The sequence below is a fragment of the Pokkaliibacter sp. MBI-7 genome (assembly GCF_029846635.1).
Lineage (GTDB): Bacteria > Pseudomonadota > Gammaproteobacteria > Pseudomonadales > Balneatricaceae > Pokkaliibacter.
The window spans coordinates 4047846-4063674 of the sequence record NZ_JARVTG010000001.1 but is presented as its reverse complement, the minus strand read 5'-3'; the positions used below and the strand labels follow the sequence as shown (position 1 = coordinate 4063674).

At 60.9% G+C, this 15829-nt stretch carries 14 protein-coding genes; 8 read left to right on the top strand and 6 right to left on the bottom strand.

The genetic code is table 11. The features are described 5' to 3' along the window. Positions 1–28: 28 nt before the first annotated feature. The 6 genes from QCD60_RS17875 to QCD60_RS17850 all read right to left on the bottom strand — a co-directional run bounded on the left by QCD60_RS17875 (position 29) and on the right by QCD60_RS17850 (position 7049). Positions 29–1450, bottom strand: coding sequence for a M20 family metallopeptidase (locus QCD60_RS17875; RefSeq protein ID WP_279787610.1), 1422 nt, complete (start codon positions 1448–1450; stop codon positions 29–31). 135 nt (positions 1451–1585) lie between these two features. Beyond that, positions 1586–2419 (bottom strand): ATP-binding cassette domain-containing protein, encoded by an 834-nt coding sequence (locus QCD60_RS17870; RefSeq protein WP_279787609.1) that lies wholly within the window; start codon positions 2417–2419, stop codon positions 1586–1588. After that, positions 2419–3411, bottom strand: a complete 993-nt coding sequence (locus QCD60_RS17865) for an ABC transporter ATP-binding protein (RefSeq protein ID WP_279787608.1) — start codon at positions 3409–3411, stop codon at positions 2419–2421. The genes QCD60_RS17870 and QCD60_RS17865 overlap by 1 nt, the downstream gene beginning before the upstream one ends. 27 nt (positions 3412–3438) lie before the next feature. Beyond that, complete coding sequence (locus QCD60_RS17860) at positions 3439–4347, bottom strand: ABC transporter permease (protein ID WP_279787607.1); 909 nt, start codon at positions 4345–4347, stop codon at positions 3439–3441. Between the two features lie 11 nt (positions 4348–4358). Next, complete coding sequence (locus QCD60_RS17855) at positions 4359–5276, bottom strand: ABC transporter permease (RefSeq protein WP_279787606.1); 918 nt, start codon at positions 5274–5276, stop codon at positions 4359–4361. Between the two features lie 222 nt (positions 5277–5498). Continuing rightward, positions 5499–7049: an ABC transporter substrate-binding protein gene (locus QCD60_RS17850; protein WP_279787605.1), complete on the bottom strand. Its 1551-nt coding sequence runs from the start codon at positions 7047–7049 to the stop codon at positions 5499–5501. Between the two features lie 201 nt (positions 7050–7250). On the opposite strand from QCD60_RS17850, the gene QCD60_RS17845 reads away from it, so the two are divergent. The 8 genes from QCD60_RS17845 to madL all read left to right on the top strand — a co-directional run bounded on the left by QCD60_RS17845 (position 7251) and on the right by madL (position 15820). After that, a complete protein-coding gene (locus tag QCD60_RS17845; protein WP_279787604.1) occupies positions 7251–8177 on the top strand; it encodes a LysR family transcriptional regulator in 927 nt (308 codons plus the stop codon). 788 nt (positions 8178–8965) lie between these two features. Continuing rightward, positions 8966–10627 (top strand): malonate decarboxylase subunit alpha, encoded by a 1662-nt coding sequence (gene mdcA, locus QCD60_RS17840; protein ID WP_279787603.1) that lies wholly within the window; start codon positions 8966–8968, stop codon positions 10625–10627. Positions 10628–10639: 12 nt separating this feature from the next. Then, positions 10640–11542 (top strand): triphosphoribosyl-dephospho-CoA synthase, encoded by a 903-nt coding sequence (locus QCD60_RS17835; protein WP_279787602.1) that lies wholly within the window; start codon positions 10640–10642, stop codon positions 11540–11542. Next, positions 11542–11859: a malonate decarboxylase acyl carrier protein gene (mdcC, locus tag QCD60_RS17830; RefSeq protein WP_279787601.1), complete on the top strand. Its 318-nt coding sequence runs from the start codon at positions 11542–11544 to the stop codon at positions 11857–11859. Before QCD60_RS17835 ends, mdcC begins: the two co-directional genes overlap by 1 nt. Beyond that, positions 11852–13561: a biotin-independent malonate decarboxylase subunit beta gene (locus QCD60_RS17825; RefSeq protein ID WP_279787600.1), complete on the top strand. Its 1710-nt coding sequence runs from the start codon at positions 11852–11854 to the stop codon at positions 13559–13561. The genes mdcC and QCD60_RS17825 overlap by 8 nt, the downstream gene beginning before the upstream one ends. Further along, entirely contained in the window at positions 13561–14331 is a 771-nt protein-coding gene (locus tag QCD60_RS17820; protein WP_279787599.1) for a malonate decarboxylase holo-ACP synthase, read from the top strand. Before QCD60_RS17825 ends, QCD60_RS17820 begins: the two co-directional genes overlap by 1 nt. Further along, entirely contained in the window at positions 14325–15230 is a 906-nt protein-coding gene (locus QCD60_RS17815; protein WP_279787598.1) for a malonate decarboxylase subunit epsilon, read from the top strand. The genes QCD60_RS17820 and QCD60_RS17815 overlap by 7 nt, the downstream gene beginning before the upstream one ends. A gap of 185 nt (positions 15231–15415) precedes the next feature. Next, entirely contained in the window at positions 15416–15820 is a 405-nt protein-coding gene (gene madL, locus QCD60_RS17810) for a malonate transporter subunit MadL (protein WP_104151644.1), read from the top strand. The last annotated feature ends 9 nt before the right edge of the window (positions 15821–15829 follow it).

The following is a 15829-nucleotide window of genomic DNA, read 5'->3' as shown; positions in this document are numbered from 1 at the left end:
GAGACAATGCCATACCGGTATACCCGGTCTATTTGAGCCGCTGCTGGCGGATACCCTCGCCCTGCTCGGCCAGATCCCAGAACAGCCCCGCCATGATCTGCAGCGCCTCCCGGCAGACCGGTGCCAGCACATGCTCGTTAGGCGCATGCTGACTGCACGCAGGGTAAGAGTGCGGCACCCACAGTGTCGGCAGCTCAAGAATATGAGCAAATACATCATTGGGCAGCGAGCCGCCCAGATTCGGCAACAGCACCGGCTTCTTACCGGTACTCTGTGCCAGCGACGCCAGCGCCCAGCGCACCCAGGGATCATCCGGGTCAAGGCGGGTAGCCTCCATCTGCGTCATGCCATGTGCCGCAACCTCCACGTCGCTGAAACCGTGTTGATCCAGATGAGTGCGGATGTGGTCAATGAAATGCTGACTGTCGCTGCCCACCACATAACGAATCTGGCAATGAGCCGTGGCCAGCCCGGGGATCGCATTGACCGGTGCCTCCGGATTGCCCGTCTTACAGGCCAGCATTTCCAGCGTATTCCAGCCAAAAACCCGCTCGGTCGGCGTCAGCCCGGGCTCGCCCCACTGCGGATCGACTTCCGGATCATTGGGGCCGCCGCCGACCTGAATATCCTGCAGGGCATCACGCACTGACTGCGGCAGGCTGTCCGGCAGCAGGCCAGGCACCAGAATACGCCCCTTGCTGTCAACCATAGAGGCCCAGGCATGGGCCAGTCGGGTGCCGGCATTACTCAGCAGCCCGCCCCAGTTACCGGAATGATGACCGCTGTCCCGCAGCTTCACGGTCATATCGAAGTTGAATGAACCACGAGACCCCAGAAAGACCGTCGGATGATCCGCCCCCAGACGTGGCCCGTCAGAGGCGATAAATACATCGGCGCTGAGTTGCTCTTTATAAGCGGCACAGATCGCACCCAAACCCGGAGAGCCGGACTCCTCGCCCATCTCCAGAATGATCTTGACGTTGAAGCCGAGCTTGCCCTGCCGCTGCTCCAGTACCTGCGTCAGCGCGGCCAGATTGATCGTGTGCTGGCCTTTGTTGTCAGCGGTACCACGGCCATACCAGCGGTCGCCCTGCACCACCACCTGCCATGGTGACAGGCCAGCCTTCCACTGGCTGTCATAGCCCCGGACTACATCGCCGTGGCCATAGGTCAGCACCGTCAGCGCGGCGGGGTCTTCAATCCGTTCAGCCAGCAGGAACGGCCAGGCTTTCTCATGCTCCGTGGCCGCTGGGTTGTCCACCAGCCGCCAGCTAAAGCCCAGCGCCTCCAGTTGCGGCACCATGATCTCGTGCAGGTAACGATGCAGTTCAGCAATGTTTTCCGGGTTCTGGCTTTCGCTCTTGATACGCACCCGCTCGTTCAGATCGGCCAGAAAACGACCGTCATCAAAGTAGGCTTCCACGGCCTCAATGGCCTGCTGGCGACTCATGGCAAACTCCTTAGCAGCCCTCGGCGGGCCGTTATTGTTACTGTACGGTGTGCGCCGCAGCGCATTTAGGGCAAAGCTTCCCCAACCCGGTGGACTGCGCCCGCCGGGAGGGTTCAAAACGGCTTCAGGAAATAATCAGGAGGCCTGCGCCCACTGGCTGGTATCAGGCACCTCGGGCAGGCCGAGCCCCGGCTCCGGTGTCAGCACCGATGACAGCAGCGCCCGGGTATAGGGATGCTGCGCATGGTGAAAAATCGCATCGCGATCGCCCTGCTCGACAATCTGGCCGCGGTACATTACCGCCACGCTGTCGACCAGATGCTCCACCACCGCCAGATTGTGACTGATGAACAGGTAGGTCAGCCCCAGCTCCTGCTTGAGATCGAGCAGCAGGTTAAGGATCTGCGCCTGCACCGACACATCCAGCGCCGATGTCGGCTCATCACAGACCAGAATGGCAGGCTTGAGAATCAGTGCCCGGGCAATGGCCACACGCTGGCGCTGGCCACCGGACAGCTGCCCCGGATACTGGCGCAGCAGGCGTTCGGGCAGTCCCACCAGATCACTGATGTCTTTTACCGCTTTGTGCTGACTGGCAGCATCCCCGACGCCGTGCAGCTGCAGCGGCAGGCGAATGATCTGCTCAATGGTCTTGCGCGGATTGAGGGAGGAATACGGGTCCTGAAAGATGGGCTGAATCTGTCGTGCCAGTGCCAGACGGTCACTCAGATCAATGGCCTTGTCATTGATCAGCACATCGCCTTCGCTCGGGGGCAGCAGGCCGAGAATCATCTTCGCCAGCGTACTCTTGCCACAGCCAGACTCGCCCACCAGCCCGAGCGTCTGCCCGGGTGCGATACGCAGCGACACGTTGTTAACCGCCTTGAGTATCGTGGCAGGTTTGAACAGCCCTTTTTTCAGCTGGAAATAGCGCGAAAGGCCACACAGTTCGAGAGCGTAATCAGGCATTACACGGCCTCCTTCCAAGGCTGGGTACTGACCGGGCAGCGCACCTGATGGGCGCCGCCATCGACCGCAATCAGGGCCGGAGAGCTGCGTGAGCAGTCAGTGCTGGCGCGATCACAGCGGTTGCGAAAAGCACAGCCCTGCAGTTCACCAATCAGACTGGGCACCACACCGGGAATCGCCTGCAAATGGCTGCCGGGAGCAGTGCGCCCCGGCACCGGAATGCAGTTCAGCAGGCCCTGGGTATAAGGGTGCACCGGCGAGGTAAACAGCTGCTGAGCACTGGCTGTCTCCACCACCTGACCGGCATACATCACCGCCACCCGGTCGGCAATGCGCGCGACGACGCCCAGATCGTGGGTGATAAAGATCACCGCCGTGCCAAATTCCTGCTGCAGTTCACGAATCATACGCAGGATCTGAGCCTGAATAGTCACGTCCAGCGCGGTGGTTGGCTCATCGGCAATAATCAGGTCCGGCTCGCACATCAGCGCCATGGCGATCATCACCCGCTGGCGCAAGCCACCCGACAGCTGATGCGGATACTGCTCCAGACGCTCGGCGGCGTAAGGCACACCAGCCCGTTCCAGCAGATAGACGGCACGCTCCCGCGCGGCTTTGCGACTGATCTTCTTGTGTTTGAGGATGCCTTCACAGAGCTGATTGCCCAGAGTGTAGGACGGGTTCAGCGAGGTCATCGGCTCCTGAAAGATCATCGACATACGCATACCGCGGATTTCATTACGCTGTGCCTGCGACAGATTCAGCAGATCCGTGCCATCGAAACTCAGGCGGTCTGCCGTGCACTGCGCACGTTTAGGCAGCAGCCCCATCAGTGCCATCGACGTCATCGACTTGCCACAGCCGGACTCGCCGACGATACACAGCATCTCACCGCGATTGACCTGAAAGTCGATGCCACGCACGGCATGCAGCATGCCGTTGGCCGTCGGCAGATCAACCTGCAGGTTCTTCACATCAAGCAATACACTCATGACGTACTCCTCCTCTGCGTGCCAACGTCAGCTGCGGCCTTCCGGGGCGTTCATGTCGCGCAGGCCATCGCCCACCAGATTGATAGCCAGCACCAGAATCATCAGGGCAATACCGGGCACCGCGATTACCCAGGGCTGGAAGAACATATACGCCTTGCCTTCCGACACCATCAGCCCCCATGACGGCAGCGGTGGCTGTACGCCGAGGCCGAGAAAAGACAGCGTGGCTTCCAGCAGGATGGCGTGAGCCATTTCCAGCGTCACCACGACAATCAGCGAGCTGAGGATATTAGGCAGCAGCTCACGCAGCAGAATGTAAGGAGTGGAAGCGCCCAGCACCCGGGCAGAGGCAATGAATTCTGCATCCCGCAGCTGCTGCGTGGTCGAGCGTGCCACCACGGCAAAACGGTCCCACAGCAGCAGCCCCAGCAGAATGATCACTACCTGCAGCGAGCCGCCCACCAGTGAGGCCATCGACAGTGCCACCAGAATCACCGGCAGCGCCAGACGGGTAGTGATGATGTAGCTGATCACCGCATCAACCCGGCCGCCGAAGTAGCCAGCCAGCACGCCCAGCGTGGTGCCAATCAGGCCGGAGATCAGCGCCGCCACCAGCCCGATGGTGAGGGAGATACGGGCACCGTAGAGCAGCCGGCTCAAGTAATCACGCCCCAGCTTGTCGGTGCCGAGAACATGATCCCAGGTGCCCTTGTCGTGCCAGATCGGCGGAATCATGCGCTGGCTGACGTCCTGCGCATAAGGGTCATGGGGGGCCAGCCAAGGTGCAAACACGGCGGCCAGCACAATCAGGCCCAGCACCACCATACCGAGGGTCAGGCCATGGTGGCCAAGCACCCTGTTGAGCATGCGCCGCCACTCAGGGACAGCAGGCAACAGTGAGGTCGCAGGCGACAGGGAGACAGCAGGCTGTGACATGGTCGGTCCTCCTAGCGTACGCGCAGACGCGGATCAAGCATGGCGTTGATCACATCGGCGAGGAATGTCAGGGCGATATAGAACACGGCAATGATCAGCACCACGGCCTGCACCACCGGATAGTCATTACGGGCAATGGCATCCCAGGCCAGCTGACCCAGCCCTTTAAGAGAAAACACCGACTCAATCACCACCGAGCCGCCCAGCATAAAGCCCAGCTCCACCGCCATCAGCGCCACCACCGGGATCACCGCGTTGCGCAGTGCATGTTTGAAAATCACCGTGCGCTCGTTGAGCCCTTTAGCCCGGGCGGTACGGATATAGTCTGAGCCCAGCACTTCCAGCATGCCGGCACGGGTCAGGCGCATCATCGCCGGGGTGGCGTAATAGCCCAGCGCCACGGCAGGCAGAATAAAGTGCTGCCAGGTCGCATTGCCGCCGGCAGGCAACCAGTGCAGATTAACCGCGAAGATGACGATTAGAGCCAGACCGAACCAGAAGCTTGGCATAGCCTGCCCGATAACAGCGATCAGCATTGCCAGCCGGTCAATCCAGGTGTCCTGCTTAATAGCAGCCAGCACGCCCAGCGGGATGGCAATCAGGGTGGCCACGGCCAGCGCAATACCGCCCAGTGTCAGGGTGATCGGCAGGCGCTCACCCACCAGCCCCATAACGGTGTCCTGAAAGTAGTAAGAACGGCCAAAATCGAAGTGCACCGCATCCCACAGCCAGTGCAGATACTGCATGACGATGGGCTGATCGAGCCCGAACTGTTTGCGGATGGCCTCCACCTGCTCAGCGGTGGCCTCAGGACCGGCAATCGACGTTGCCAGATCACCAGAAAGGTGCAGCAGCATAAAGCTGACCACGGATACCGTGAAGGCGACACTCAGCGCCACCAACAATCGACGCACAATAAACGTCAACATAGATTCACTCCTTTACCTGCGGGTGCTGACGCGGCCTTGCGACCACATCAGCGCCTGCAACAGTTTCCTCTTGCCAGAGTGGGGCTGGGTGCCAGTCACCGCACAAGACCACTTCGGCATAACTGCTCAGCAGGTCTTGTGCCATGGGCTGTGCGCAACGGGGGAATCACGCTGACCGCTGGCGGATCATCTGTTACCGCCAGCGGTTAACGGAGCGTCCGCTCAGTTCCAGCTGGCCTCGTAGAAACGTGGCAACTCATCGGGATAAGCCTTGAACTTCAGCTCACTGCTGAAGGCATAGTTGCTGGAGTAGGAGAACATCGGCGCCCAGTAGGCCTCCTTCGTGATGCGGGCGATGGCCTTGCTGTAATTCTCTTTGCGCACCGCCGGGTCGATAGAGGAGTCCGCTGCCGCCAGCCATTGCTGAACCTGTTCGTCCTTCGCCTGATCATCGGCACCGCCGTTGAAGTACACCGAGGTAAAGGCAGACACATCATTCACGGAGAACGAGCCCCAGGTCTGGAAGACGATAGGCGTCTTCCCTGCGCGCTGCTCGGTACGCAGTGCCGCGTAGGTCAGATAATGCAGTTTGGCGGTAATACCGACCTTGCGCAGATCACCGATCATGGCTTCAGCCAGATCGCGCTCGCGGTAGGCGTAAATATCGGTCTCAAAACCATTGGGATAGCCCGCCTCTTTCAGCAGCTCCCGTGCTTTGGCCGGATCATAGGGATACTTCACCGCGGCCTCGGTATCACAACCAAACTGCTGCGGGAAACAGGGGGTATAGAGCGGCTGACTGCCACCACGAATCAGCTCATTAGCCAGCGCATCGCGGTTGATAGCGTAGTTGATGGCCTCGCGCACTTTCACGTTCTTGAACGGTGAATCAGGCGACGAGGTGCCACGGTCATCCAGCGCCAGATAGCCTACCCGCATGGTCTCGCCACTCAGCACACTGATATTGGGCATGCTCTTCATGGAATCGGCCTGATCCGACGGCACCCGCCAGATCCAGTCCACTGCCCCGGTCATCAGCTGGGCGATACGGGTATCCGCATCGGGGATCACTTCAAACTTGAGCTTACCAATGGCCGGTTTACCGATAGGGCTGCCCGCAAAGTAGTTGTCGTACCGCTCAAGATTGACGCCCTGCCCGCTCAGTACCGCCGTAATTTTGTAAGGGCCGGTGCCCACAGGTGCCTTGCTGAACCCTTCAAGGCCCACTTTCTGAAAATACTTGGCGGGATAAATCGGCGTGGGGCCAGCCAGATATTCAAACGCCGCCGGGAACGGCTTCTTCAGCACCAGACGCACGGTGAAATCATCCACCTTCTCCGCGTGGTCAATCCAGTCAGTGTTCTGGCGGGTCACCACCTTGGAATCGGGCGAGGTGACGTAGTTGAAGGTAAACACCACATCATCGGCAGTGAACGGATCACCGTTATGGAAGGTCACGCCCTTGCGCAGATGCAGCAGCAGGTGGGTGGGGTCTTCCCATTGCCAGTCGGTAGCCAGCATCGGCTTGTAGTCGCCCGAAGCAGGATCGCGGTACAGCAGGGTATCCCAGGCCAGATGAGCCAGAATCACCCCTTCACGCAGGTTGTTGTGATAGGGGCTGACGTTCTCGGGCTCGCTGTCAGAAGCATAGACCAGCGTGTCATCGGCCTTGCTGGCCAGCGCCGCGCCAGACAGCACGGTCAGAGAACTGGCCAGCAGGGTGTTGAGTAAAGCAAGACGCGGACGGGACAAGGCAAAGCGTGGCATAGGCATAAGGCATTTCCTTTTTGACCGGATCCAAAAGCAAGCGAAGTACTGCAACTGCTTTTCAACCTATGCCAAGAAAATCATTGCCACAATAATAATATTTGCAACCAGTCATTGCCGAAAAAGCAAAGCTATGGCGTGATAAAGCAAGGTATAAAAAGGCCTGAGTTGCTGCCAGCCCACCCTGTCGGAAGAGCTTAAAATCCCATGAACAAAGCCTCCCAGCTGCAAGACACCGCCATGCGCTACTTCCTTGAAGTAGCCCGCACCGGCTCCATCAGCGAAGCCTCAACCCGCCTCAATGTGGCACCGAGCGCCATCAGCCGGCAAATAGCCAGCCTTGAAGACCTGCTCGGCACCGTACTGTTTGAGCGCCGCCCGCGAGGTATGGTACTCAGTGCAGCCGGAGAATTACTGGCCGCCCATGCCCGTAAAACCGCATTGGAGTCTGACCGGGTAGTCGCTGAGATCAAAGCGCTGGAAGGCCTGCATCGTGGTCATGTCAGAGTGTCGTGCTCGGAGGGGTTTGCCATGGAGTTTTTGCCCTTCAGCATTGCCGACTTTCGCCGCGAACATGAAGGGATCCATTTTCACATCAACGTCAGCGCCCCGGCGGAAGTGTCGCGGCGGGTACGCCATGGTGATGCCGATATCGGCATCACCTTCAGCCTCACCCCGGCCAAAGATATTCACGTTGCCTACCGCCAGCCCTCCCCCATCTACGCGGTGCTGCACCCGCAACATCCGCTGGCCAGACGCAAGACGGTATCACTGGCACAACTGCAGCCCTACCCCATCGCCGTCCCCGAGCAGGACACTACCGTACGCCAGCTGTTTGATATCTGCTGCAGCAACCAGCGCCTGCTGTTTGAGCCGGCACTGGTCAGCAACTACATGGCCGCTCTCAACCGCTTCTCCGCCTTTGACGGCGGCGTGTCACTGGCGGGCGAAATCTCCATGCGCCATATGATCGCCAGTGGTCAGGTCTGCGCCGTGCGTATCCGCGACCGCGGCATGGACGTGCGCAATATCGAAGTGCAAACCTTAAGCGGCCGCACCCTGCCCCACGCCGTCAAAGCCTTTCTGGAATATCTGATTACCCATATGCCGGGGAAGGAGGATGAGGGGAGTTAGGGCATTCCATTACACATAAGTCAGGTCTGTAGTCGCATATCATCCAGAATATCGAAGGCTTTCATGGCCGTACTCAGCACTTGCAAACCTTGCCAGAGCGTTTTAACACCCGGCTCACAATCGCTCTTGCGTCCCGGGAAGCCGCCAAAATTAATGAAAAACAATATAAATCATTGACTTATCGATAATTTTTCGTGGTCGCCGTCCGACTAACCTGCTTATGATGTCCTGTGTCGGACAGCGACCAATAGGGAACTCACTCCTCTGCGGCTGTGTTCCCATGTCTCTTTCTGCTCTGCTTCAGCGATTTATGACCTTTCTGTACTCTGATGAGTTTGCCCAACAGGCGCGTCACCCGGACCACCCCAACGGCTTTTCACGGCAACGTAAATTGCCACTGGCCTCACTGATTGCCCGTATGTTGCGCTCCATGAGCAAAAGTTGCTCAGGCGATCAACCGTGCTTACAGTCACATGGCGTTGAGAGATATTTTGCCTGTGGTACTGACCGGATGCGTGAAAGCCATGCAGCGGTTAGCGGAAGCGACAAAACAGATAGCGCGCTGTACATTTCCCCGACGACCGGGCAAGTCTAAACCCCGACCAAAGGACCGTGGAAGGCCACGTAAACATTTGATTCAAAAGACATGTTGAGGCTTAACTTGGGTGGATTGGCCCTCCCCCCACCATTACCCTCAGAGTAACGATCCATCCTCAAGCTTGATTGATGGCCCTGCTCCACCGGCCTAGGGTGTTGGAAAAAACAATAACCCTGCTTGAGGACACACCATGCACGCCTCCACGGCTTCGCCAGTCAACTGGCAAACCCGGCGTCAGGAGAAGAACCGACGCCTGCAACGCCTCAGCGATCTGGCCAGTGGCCCGATTATCCCCACGGCCGATATTGTCACGGCGCTGGAACGTCTGATTTGCCCCGGTGACCGGGTGGTGCTGGAAGGCAATAACCAGAAGCAGGCGGACTTCCTTTCCCGCTCGCTGGCAGAGGTCAGCCCGGCAGTGGTTAACCATCTGCATATGATCATGCCCAGCGTCGGCCGCCCTGAGCATCTCGACCTGTTCGAGAAAGGCATCGCCCGCAAGCTCGACTTCTCCTTTTCCGGCCCGCAAAGCCTGCGCATCGGCCAGCTGCTGGAAGATGATCTGCTGGAGATCGGCGCCATCCACACTTATATCGAGCTGTATGCCCGCCTGTTTGTTGACCTCAACCCACAGGTGGCGCTGCTGGCAGGCTTCAAGGCGGATCGACAGGGCAATATCTACACCGGCCCGAGCACCGAAGACACCCCGGCACTGGTGGAAGCCACTGCCTTCCGTGATGGCATCGTGATCTTTCAGGTCAACGAGATTGTCGATGATGTGACCGACCTGCCACGGGTCGATGTGCCCGCCTCCTGGGTCGACTTTATTGTGCAGGCAGACAAGCCCTTCTTTATCGAGCCGCTGTTCACCCGTGACCCGCGCCTGATCACTCCGCTGCATGTGCTGATGGGGATGATGGCCATTCGTGGCATCTATGCCCGCCATCAGGTGCAGTCGCTCAACCACGGTATCGGCTTCAATACCGCCGCCATCGAACTGCTGCTACCGACCTACGGCGAGCAGCTGGGGCTGAAAGGCAAGATCTGCCGCCACTGGACGCTCAACCCGCACCCGACGCTGATTCCCGCTATCGAGTCCGGCTGGGTGGAAAGTGTGCACTGCTTCGGCACCGAGCTGGGGATGGAAGACTATATTGCCGCCCGCCCGGATGTGTTCTTCACCGGCCGTGACGGCTCCATGCGTTCCAACCGCGCCTTCTGCCAGCTGGCCGGGCAGTACGCCGTCGATATGTTTATCGGCTCGACCCTGCAGGTGGATGGCGAAGGCCATTCCTCCACCGTCACCCGTGGCCGTCTGGCCGGATTTGGCGGCGCCCCCAACATGGGCCACGACCCCGGCGGCCGCCGCCATGCCTCCAAAGCCTGGCTGGATATGATCACTGACGACTCGCTGCTGAGCAAAGGCCGCAAGCTGGTGGTGCAGATGATGGAAACCTTTCAGGACAGCAACAAGCCCACCTTTGTGCAAGAGCTGGATGCGCTGGCCATGGCCCGTGACTACAAGATGCCACTGGCACCAGTGATGATCTATGCGCAGGACGTCACCCACGTGCTGACCGAAGACGGCATCGCCTATCTGTACAAGGCCAGCAGCTCGGATGAGCGCCGCGCCATGATCGCCGCCGTGGCCGGGATAACGCCCATCGGCCTGCAGCAGGATGCGAAGGAAACCGCCCGACTGCGTGAGGAAGGGTTGGTGGCCTATCCGGAAGATCTGGGGATTCGTCGTGCCGATGCCAGCCGCAATCTGCTGGCGGCCAAAAGCATTGGCGAGCTGCAAAACTGGTCCGGTGGGCTGTATCAGCCGCCCGCCAAATTCCGCAGCTGGTAAGGAGGCAGAGCGATGTCATTCCCCTCATTGCAGCCTGCCAGCAGGCTCACTCCCCCCGACTGCGCCCGGCAACTGGCCGCCAGCGCGCGCTGGGCGCTGGAGCAGGAAGCCCTGCTCAGCCCCAAACCGGCGCTGGTGGATCAGCGTGGTCAGGGCGCGCACAGCGATATGCATCTGCAGCTGATGCTGGATTCGGCACGCTGTCTGGAGCCCTATTTTGCGCAGATGGCCGCCGCCGCTCAGTACAGCGACAACCCACTGCATCTGCGAGCCCGGCTGGGCCTGCTGGGGCGTGAGGCGGAAGCCGCTATGCTGGCTACCACCGGTGGTGTGAATACGCATCGGGGGGCGATCTGGGCACTGGGTCTGCTTACTGCTGCCGCCGCGCAGCACAGCGCCGACGGCCTGATTGCCCGCACTCACAGTGAACACCTGCTGCACAGTGCCGCCCGTCTGGCCCGCTTGCCTGACCCGGCGCTGCTACATCAGCGCCCCGCCAGCAAGGGCAGCACGGCCTGCCAGCGCTATGCCGTCAGCGGCGCACGGGAGCAGGCACAACAGGGCTTCCCGCAGATTCAGCAGCAGGCATTGCCGCAGTTACGCAGCAGCCGTCAGCGTGGTGACAGCGAAACCATTGCCCGCCTCAATGCACTGCTGGCGATCATGACTCATCTCAGTGATACCTGCGTGCTCTCGCGTGCAGGCATGGCCGGGTTGCGTACTCTGCAAACCGGTGCGCAGCAGGTGCTGGCACTGGGTGGCTGTGGCGCACTGGCTGGCCGCCGGGCACTGCTGCAACTGGAACAGCAGCTATTGGCCCTGAACGCTTCCGCCGGAGGCGCCGCTGATCTGCTGGCCGCCACCCTGTTCGTCGACAGTCTCTGTGCAGATAACAACAACGATAAGGAGCAGTGATGGAAAACCTGCATTTTCAACGCCCGGCCAACACAGGCGTCAAACGCCGGGCCCTCGTCGGTTACGTCGGCTCCGGTGATCTGGAAGTGATGATTGAGCCCTGCGCCTGCGCACAGGCCGATATTCATATCCTCACCTCCAGCCCCAGCAGCGAAACGCGCTGGCGTCAGGTGCTGGAGCGCATCGAAGCGGTGCAGCCCCTGCCCGCCATGCGTATGGATATTCACGATTTCGCCGCCACACCCGGTGTGATTCGCCTGCGTATCGAGCAGGCACTGGAGCTGGCCCTGCAGGATCAGGAGGTGAGCCATGGCTGAGCCCGTCGCAACAGGATGGCAACCTGCCAACTTTATCGAACTTAGCGCCCGTGAACGGGTCGCCGCCCTGCTCGACCCCGGCAGTTTTACCGAACTGCTGGACCCCTTCGCCCGGCTGACGTCGCCCTGGTTGCCGAAACAGGGCATCGTCACTCAGTTTGATGACGGCGTAGTGATCGGCAAGGGGCGGCTGAATGGCCAGCCTGCCGTGGTGGCCGCCATCGAAGGGGCATTTCAGGGCGGTAGCCTCGGTGAAGTGGCCGGGGCCAAGATAGCTGGTGCGCTGGAACTGGCAGTGGAGGATAACCGTCAGGGTATTCCCACCTGCGCGGTACTGGTGCTGGAAACCGGCGGAGTACGCCTGCAGGAAGCCAACCTCGGGCTGGCCGCCATTGCCGAGATTCATGCTGCCATCGTAGAACTGCGCCAGTATCAGCCCGTTATCGGCATCATCACCGGCCCGGTCGGCTGCTTCGGCGGCATGGGTATCGCTGCGGGCTTGTGCAGCTATCTGCTGATGACGCGGGAAGGCCGGCTGGGTCTGAACGGCCCGCAGGTCATCGAGCAGGAAGCCGGCGTGGCAGAATACGACTCCCGCGACCGCCCGTTTATCTGGAGCCTGACCGGTGGCGAACAGCGCGTAGCCAGTACGCTGGTGGATGCCTTTGTCAGTGATGACGCTGATGCCGTGCGGGCTGCGACCCTCAGCCTACTGCAACAGGGCCTGCCCGCCAGCCACCGCACTGACCGTGCCGACGCCATGCTGGCCGCTCTGCTGCAACTCGACACCGCCCCCCAGATCAGCGCCCTGCAGGCCCGCACGCTGCTGGCCTTCGCCCTGCAACAGCACGCTTTCGCTGCACCGCAGCCAGAGGCAGGCCACCTGCACTGGGGCAGCAGCCGGGGTGAGCTATGGAGTCAGGCACTGATCGCAGCAACGGACTGGCGCTGCGCCGCCGTGCCCTCGGTGTGCTATGCCGATGGCGAGCTGGGCGGACGTGCCTGTCGTTTTATCCTGATCCGGCCTGACGCCAGCAATCACTTCCCCCGCGCCCGTCAGGGTGAAGTCGGCCTGCTGGAAGGCTGGGCGCTGACCAGTCTGATTGAAGAGACGCAACGGGCTGACGCTGAACTGCCCGTCAAACGCGCACTGATCGCCATCGTCGATGTGCCCAGTCAGGCCTATGGCCGCCGCGAAGAAGCACTGGGCATCCATCAGGCGCTGGCCGCTGCCGCTGCCGCCTATGCCGGAGCACGGCTGGCTGGCCATCCGCTGCTGTCGCTGCTGGTCGGCAAGGCCATGTCGGGCGCCTTCCTCGCCCACGGTTATCAGGCCAACCGCATCTTCGCGCTGGATGACAGCAAGGTACTGATCCACGCCATGGGTAAGGCTTCAGCGGCACGGGTCACCCTGCGCAGTGAAGCCGAACTGGATGAGCTGGCCGCCAGCATTCCGCCGATGGCCTACGACGTACACAGTTTCGCCAGCCTTGGGCTGATCGAAAGGCTGATTCCGGTGCAGCATGCCGACTACCCCGACAAGGCAGATATTGAGCAGGTTCGACAGACGCTGACGCAGGCTTTGCAGCAACTGCCTGCTGATGATCGCCATCTGCAGTGCCGCCTGCAGGGCGAACATCGCGGCGCCTCGCGGGAAGTCAGACAGCGCCTGCACCAGAGCTGGCAGGTGGAGTCACACTGATGCTGCGTGCCGTCTCCGCTGAGCAGCCCGGCACAGCGCAGGATAGTGGCTGGACTGCACATGACCTGCTGTGGGCGGCGCGTTCAGCGCTGCTACCCGCCCCCCAGCCGGGAGCGGAAGGCATCGCCCCTCTGCCAGTGTGGCTGGCACAGGGACAGGGCCCGGTGGTGATTCGCCGGGACCAGCCTCCATCGGCCAACCTGCTGCCCGTCGGGGTACGAGGTGCCAGCAAAGCTGAGCGTTATGCGGCTTACCTGCCGCGTGCGGCGGTGCTGGAGCGCCTGACACCGGAGCAGCTGGTGAGCGAACAGCGCTGGTGCCGACACCCGCTGCGCCTGACGCATCCGGTACTACGTATGCTCGATCAGCTTGCCGGTTGGGCGGCTGAGCTTGGCCTGCGCTGGGGCATTACCGGCAGTCTCGGTTATGAACTGGCCAGTGGACAGCCACTACTGCATGACGACAGTGATCTGGATCTGCTGATCCGCGCGCCTTCGCACATCAGCCCGGCACTGGCGCAAGAGTGGCAGTCGCAGCTGCTCGGCCAGTCGCCACTGTGCCGGGTGGATATTCAGCTGGAAACGCCGCTGGGCGCCATCGCTCTGGCGGAGTGGGCAGCGCAGAGCGACAGCAGGCCGGGCCCGGTATTGCGCCAAGGCATTTTGCTCAAAAGCAATGCTGGCCCGCAGCTGGTGACGGATCCCTGGCAGGCAAGGCTACACGCCTGCCCGGTCGGATCGGCAACGCCCGCAGAGCCAAGCCCATGCTGACGGCATTCACCTTCCCCGGTCAGGGTGCACAGCAATCGGGCATGCTACAGGGCTGGCCTGATCATGGGGTGTTTCATCAGGTGCAGGAGGAGGCAGAAAGCCTGCTGGCGCAGCCCCTCAGCGATCTGGACAGCGCTGAAGCACTGCGGCACAGCCGCAATGTGCAACTGGCACTGCTGATCAGCGGAGTGGCCTGGGCACGCTGGCTGCGTCATCAGGGCATCACGGCCGATTACGTGATGGGCTTGTCCATTGGCGCCTATGCCGCGGCCGTCATCGCTGACAGCCTGAGTTTTGCTGATGCGTTGCAGCTGGTCAGCCTGCGCGGTGAGCTGATGCAGCAGGCCTTTCCACAGGGGTACGGCATGCTGGCACTGGTCGGTGCCAGTCTGGATTGTGTCGAGCGCAGTGTGGCGCAACTGCAGGCCCAGCAGCAGCCCGTCTGGCTGGCCAATCTGAATGCCGGGAACCAGTGGGTACTGGCCGGTCGCACTGACGCCCTGCAGGCCACGGCAACACTGGTGCAGCAGCAGGAAAGCTGCGCCGCCCGCCTGCTGGAGGTCAGCGTGCCGTCGCACTGTCCGCTGCTGCAGGAGCCTGCAGCAGCGTTGCAACAGGCCGTGACCAGAGTCGAGTTCAGCCCGCCGCGCTGCGCCTATATCAGCGCGGCACGGGCCAGAGTTATCCGCAAGGCGGAAGACATTGCTGATGATCTGGCCTGGAATATGGCCCGGCAGGTAAGGTGGCATGCTGCCAGCCAGATGCTGGTGGAGCGTGGCATCGAACGGGTGCTGGAAATGCCGCCGGGCGCCACGCTGACCAGCCTGTTCAGACGTCTGCTGCCACAGGGTCAGTGCCTTGCTGTCAGCAGCCAACATGGCTTTCGGGCGGAGAATTGAAGTGCACTGAAGAGCACTAAAGAGAACTGAGATGTACGGGTATAAGTGGGATAGCCTCCCCCTGACGATGAGGACCACAAAGTAACGAAAACTGCAGTACCGCCTTTTTAATCTGAAAAGGTAAAACAAGACCGTAAACGCGTTCTAACAGGCAATAAAAACAATAGCCAAGCTGGAGACACACCATGATCATTTACGGAGTCGCACTACTGTCCATCTGTACCCTGGCGGGTATCTATATCGGTCAACTGCTCGGTATTGCCATCGGCGTACCGGCCAATGTCGGCGGCGTCGGGATCGCCATGATCCTGCTGATCTTTGCCGGCACCTATCTGCAAAAGCGCGGTTTGATGAACCCTAAGACGGAACAGGGCATCGAGTTCTGGAGCGCGGTGTATATCCCCGTGGTGGTCGCCATGGCGGCCCAGCAGAATGTGTACGGCGCACTGAGCGGCGGCCCGATGGCCATTACCGCCGGGGTAGTGGCCGTCATTGCGGGTTTCGCGCTGGTGCCACTGCTCGACAAAATGGGAAAGCCCGTTGCCACCGCTGACAGCGTCAAAGCCGAATCTGCCACTTCTCAAGCCTAAGGTGCCGCC

Bases quoted from the DNA above. Each gene is read 5' to 3' on its own strand.
- QCD60_RS17845 (WP_279787604.1), top strand. From the start codon at position 7,251: ATGAACAAAGCCTCCCAGCTGCAAGACACCGCCATGCGCTACTTCCTT.
- QCD60_RS17835 (WP_279787602.1), top strand. From the start codon at position 10,640: ATGTCATTCCCCTCATTGCAGCCTGCCAGCAGGCTCACTCCCCCCGAC.
- QCD60_RS17850 (WP_279787605.1), bottom strand. From the start codon at position 7,049: ATGCCTATGCCACGCTTTGCCTTGTCCCGTCCGCGTCTTGCTTTACTC.
- mdcA (WP_279787603.1), top strand. From the start codon at position 8,966: ATGCACGCCTCCACGGCTTCGCCAGTCAACTGGCAAACCCGGCGTCAG.
- QCD60_RS17870 (WP_279787609.1), bottom strand. From the start codon at position 2,419: ATGCCTGATTACGCTCTCGAACTGTGTGGCCTTTCGCGCTATTTCCAG.
- QCD60_RS17820 (WP_279787599.1), top strand. From the start codon at position 13,561: ATGCTGCGTGCCGTCTCCGCTGAGCAGCCCGGCACAGCGCAGGATAGT.
- QCD60_RS17875 (WP_279787610.1), bottom strand. From the start codon at position 1,450: ATGAGTCGCCAGCAGGCCATTGAGGCCGTGGAAGCCTACTTTGATGAC.
- madL (WP_104151644.1), top strand. From the start codon at position 15,416: ATGATCATTTACGGAGTCGCACTACTGTCCATCTGTACCCTGGCGGGT.
- QCD60_RS17855 (WP_279787606.1), bottom strand. From the start codon at position 5,276: ATGTTGACGTTTATTGTGCGTCGATTGTTGGTGGCGCTGAGTGTCGCC.
- QCD60_RS17865 (WP_279787608.1), bottom strand. From the start codon at position 3,411: ATGAGTGTATTGCTTGATGTGAAGAACCTGCAGGTTGATCTGCCGACG.
- mdcC (WP_279787601.1), top strand. From the start codon at position 11,542: ATGGAAAACCTGCATTTTCAACGCCCGGCCAACACAGGCGTCAAACGC.
- QCD60_RS17815 (WP_279787598.1), top strand. From the start codon at position 14,325: ATGCTGACGGCATTCACCTTCCCCGGTCAGGGTGCACAGCAATCGGGC.
- QCD60_RS17825 (WP_279787600.1), top strand. From the start codon at position 11,852: ATGGCTGAGCCCGTCGCAACAGGATGGCAACCTGCCAACTTTATCGAA.
- QCD60_RS17860 (WP_279787607.1), bottom strand. From the start codon at position 4,347: ATGTCACAGCCTGCTGTCTCCCTGTCGCCTGCGACCTCACTGTTGCCT.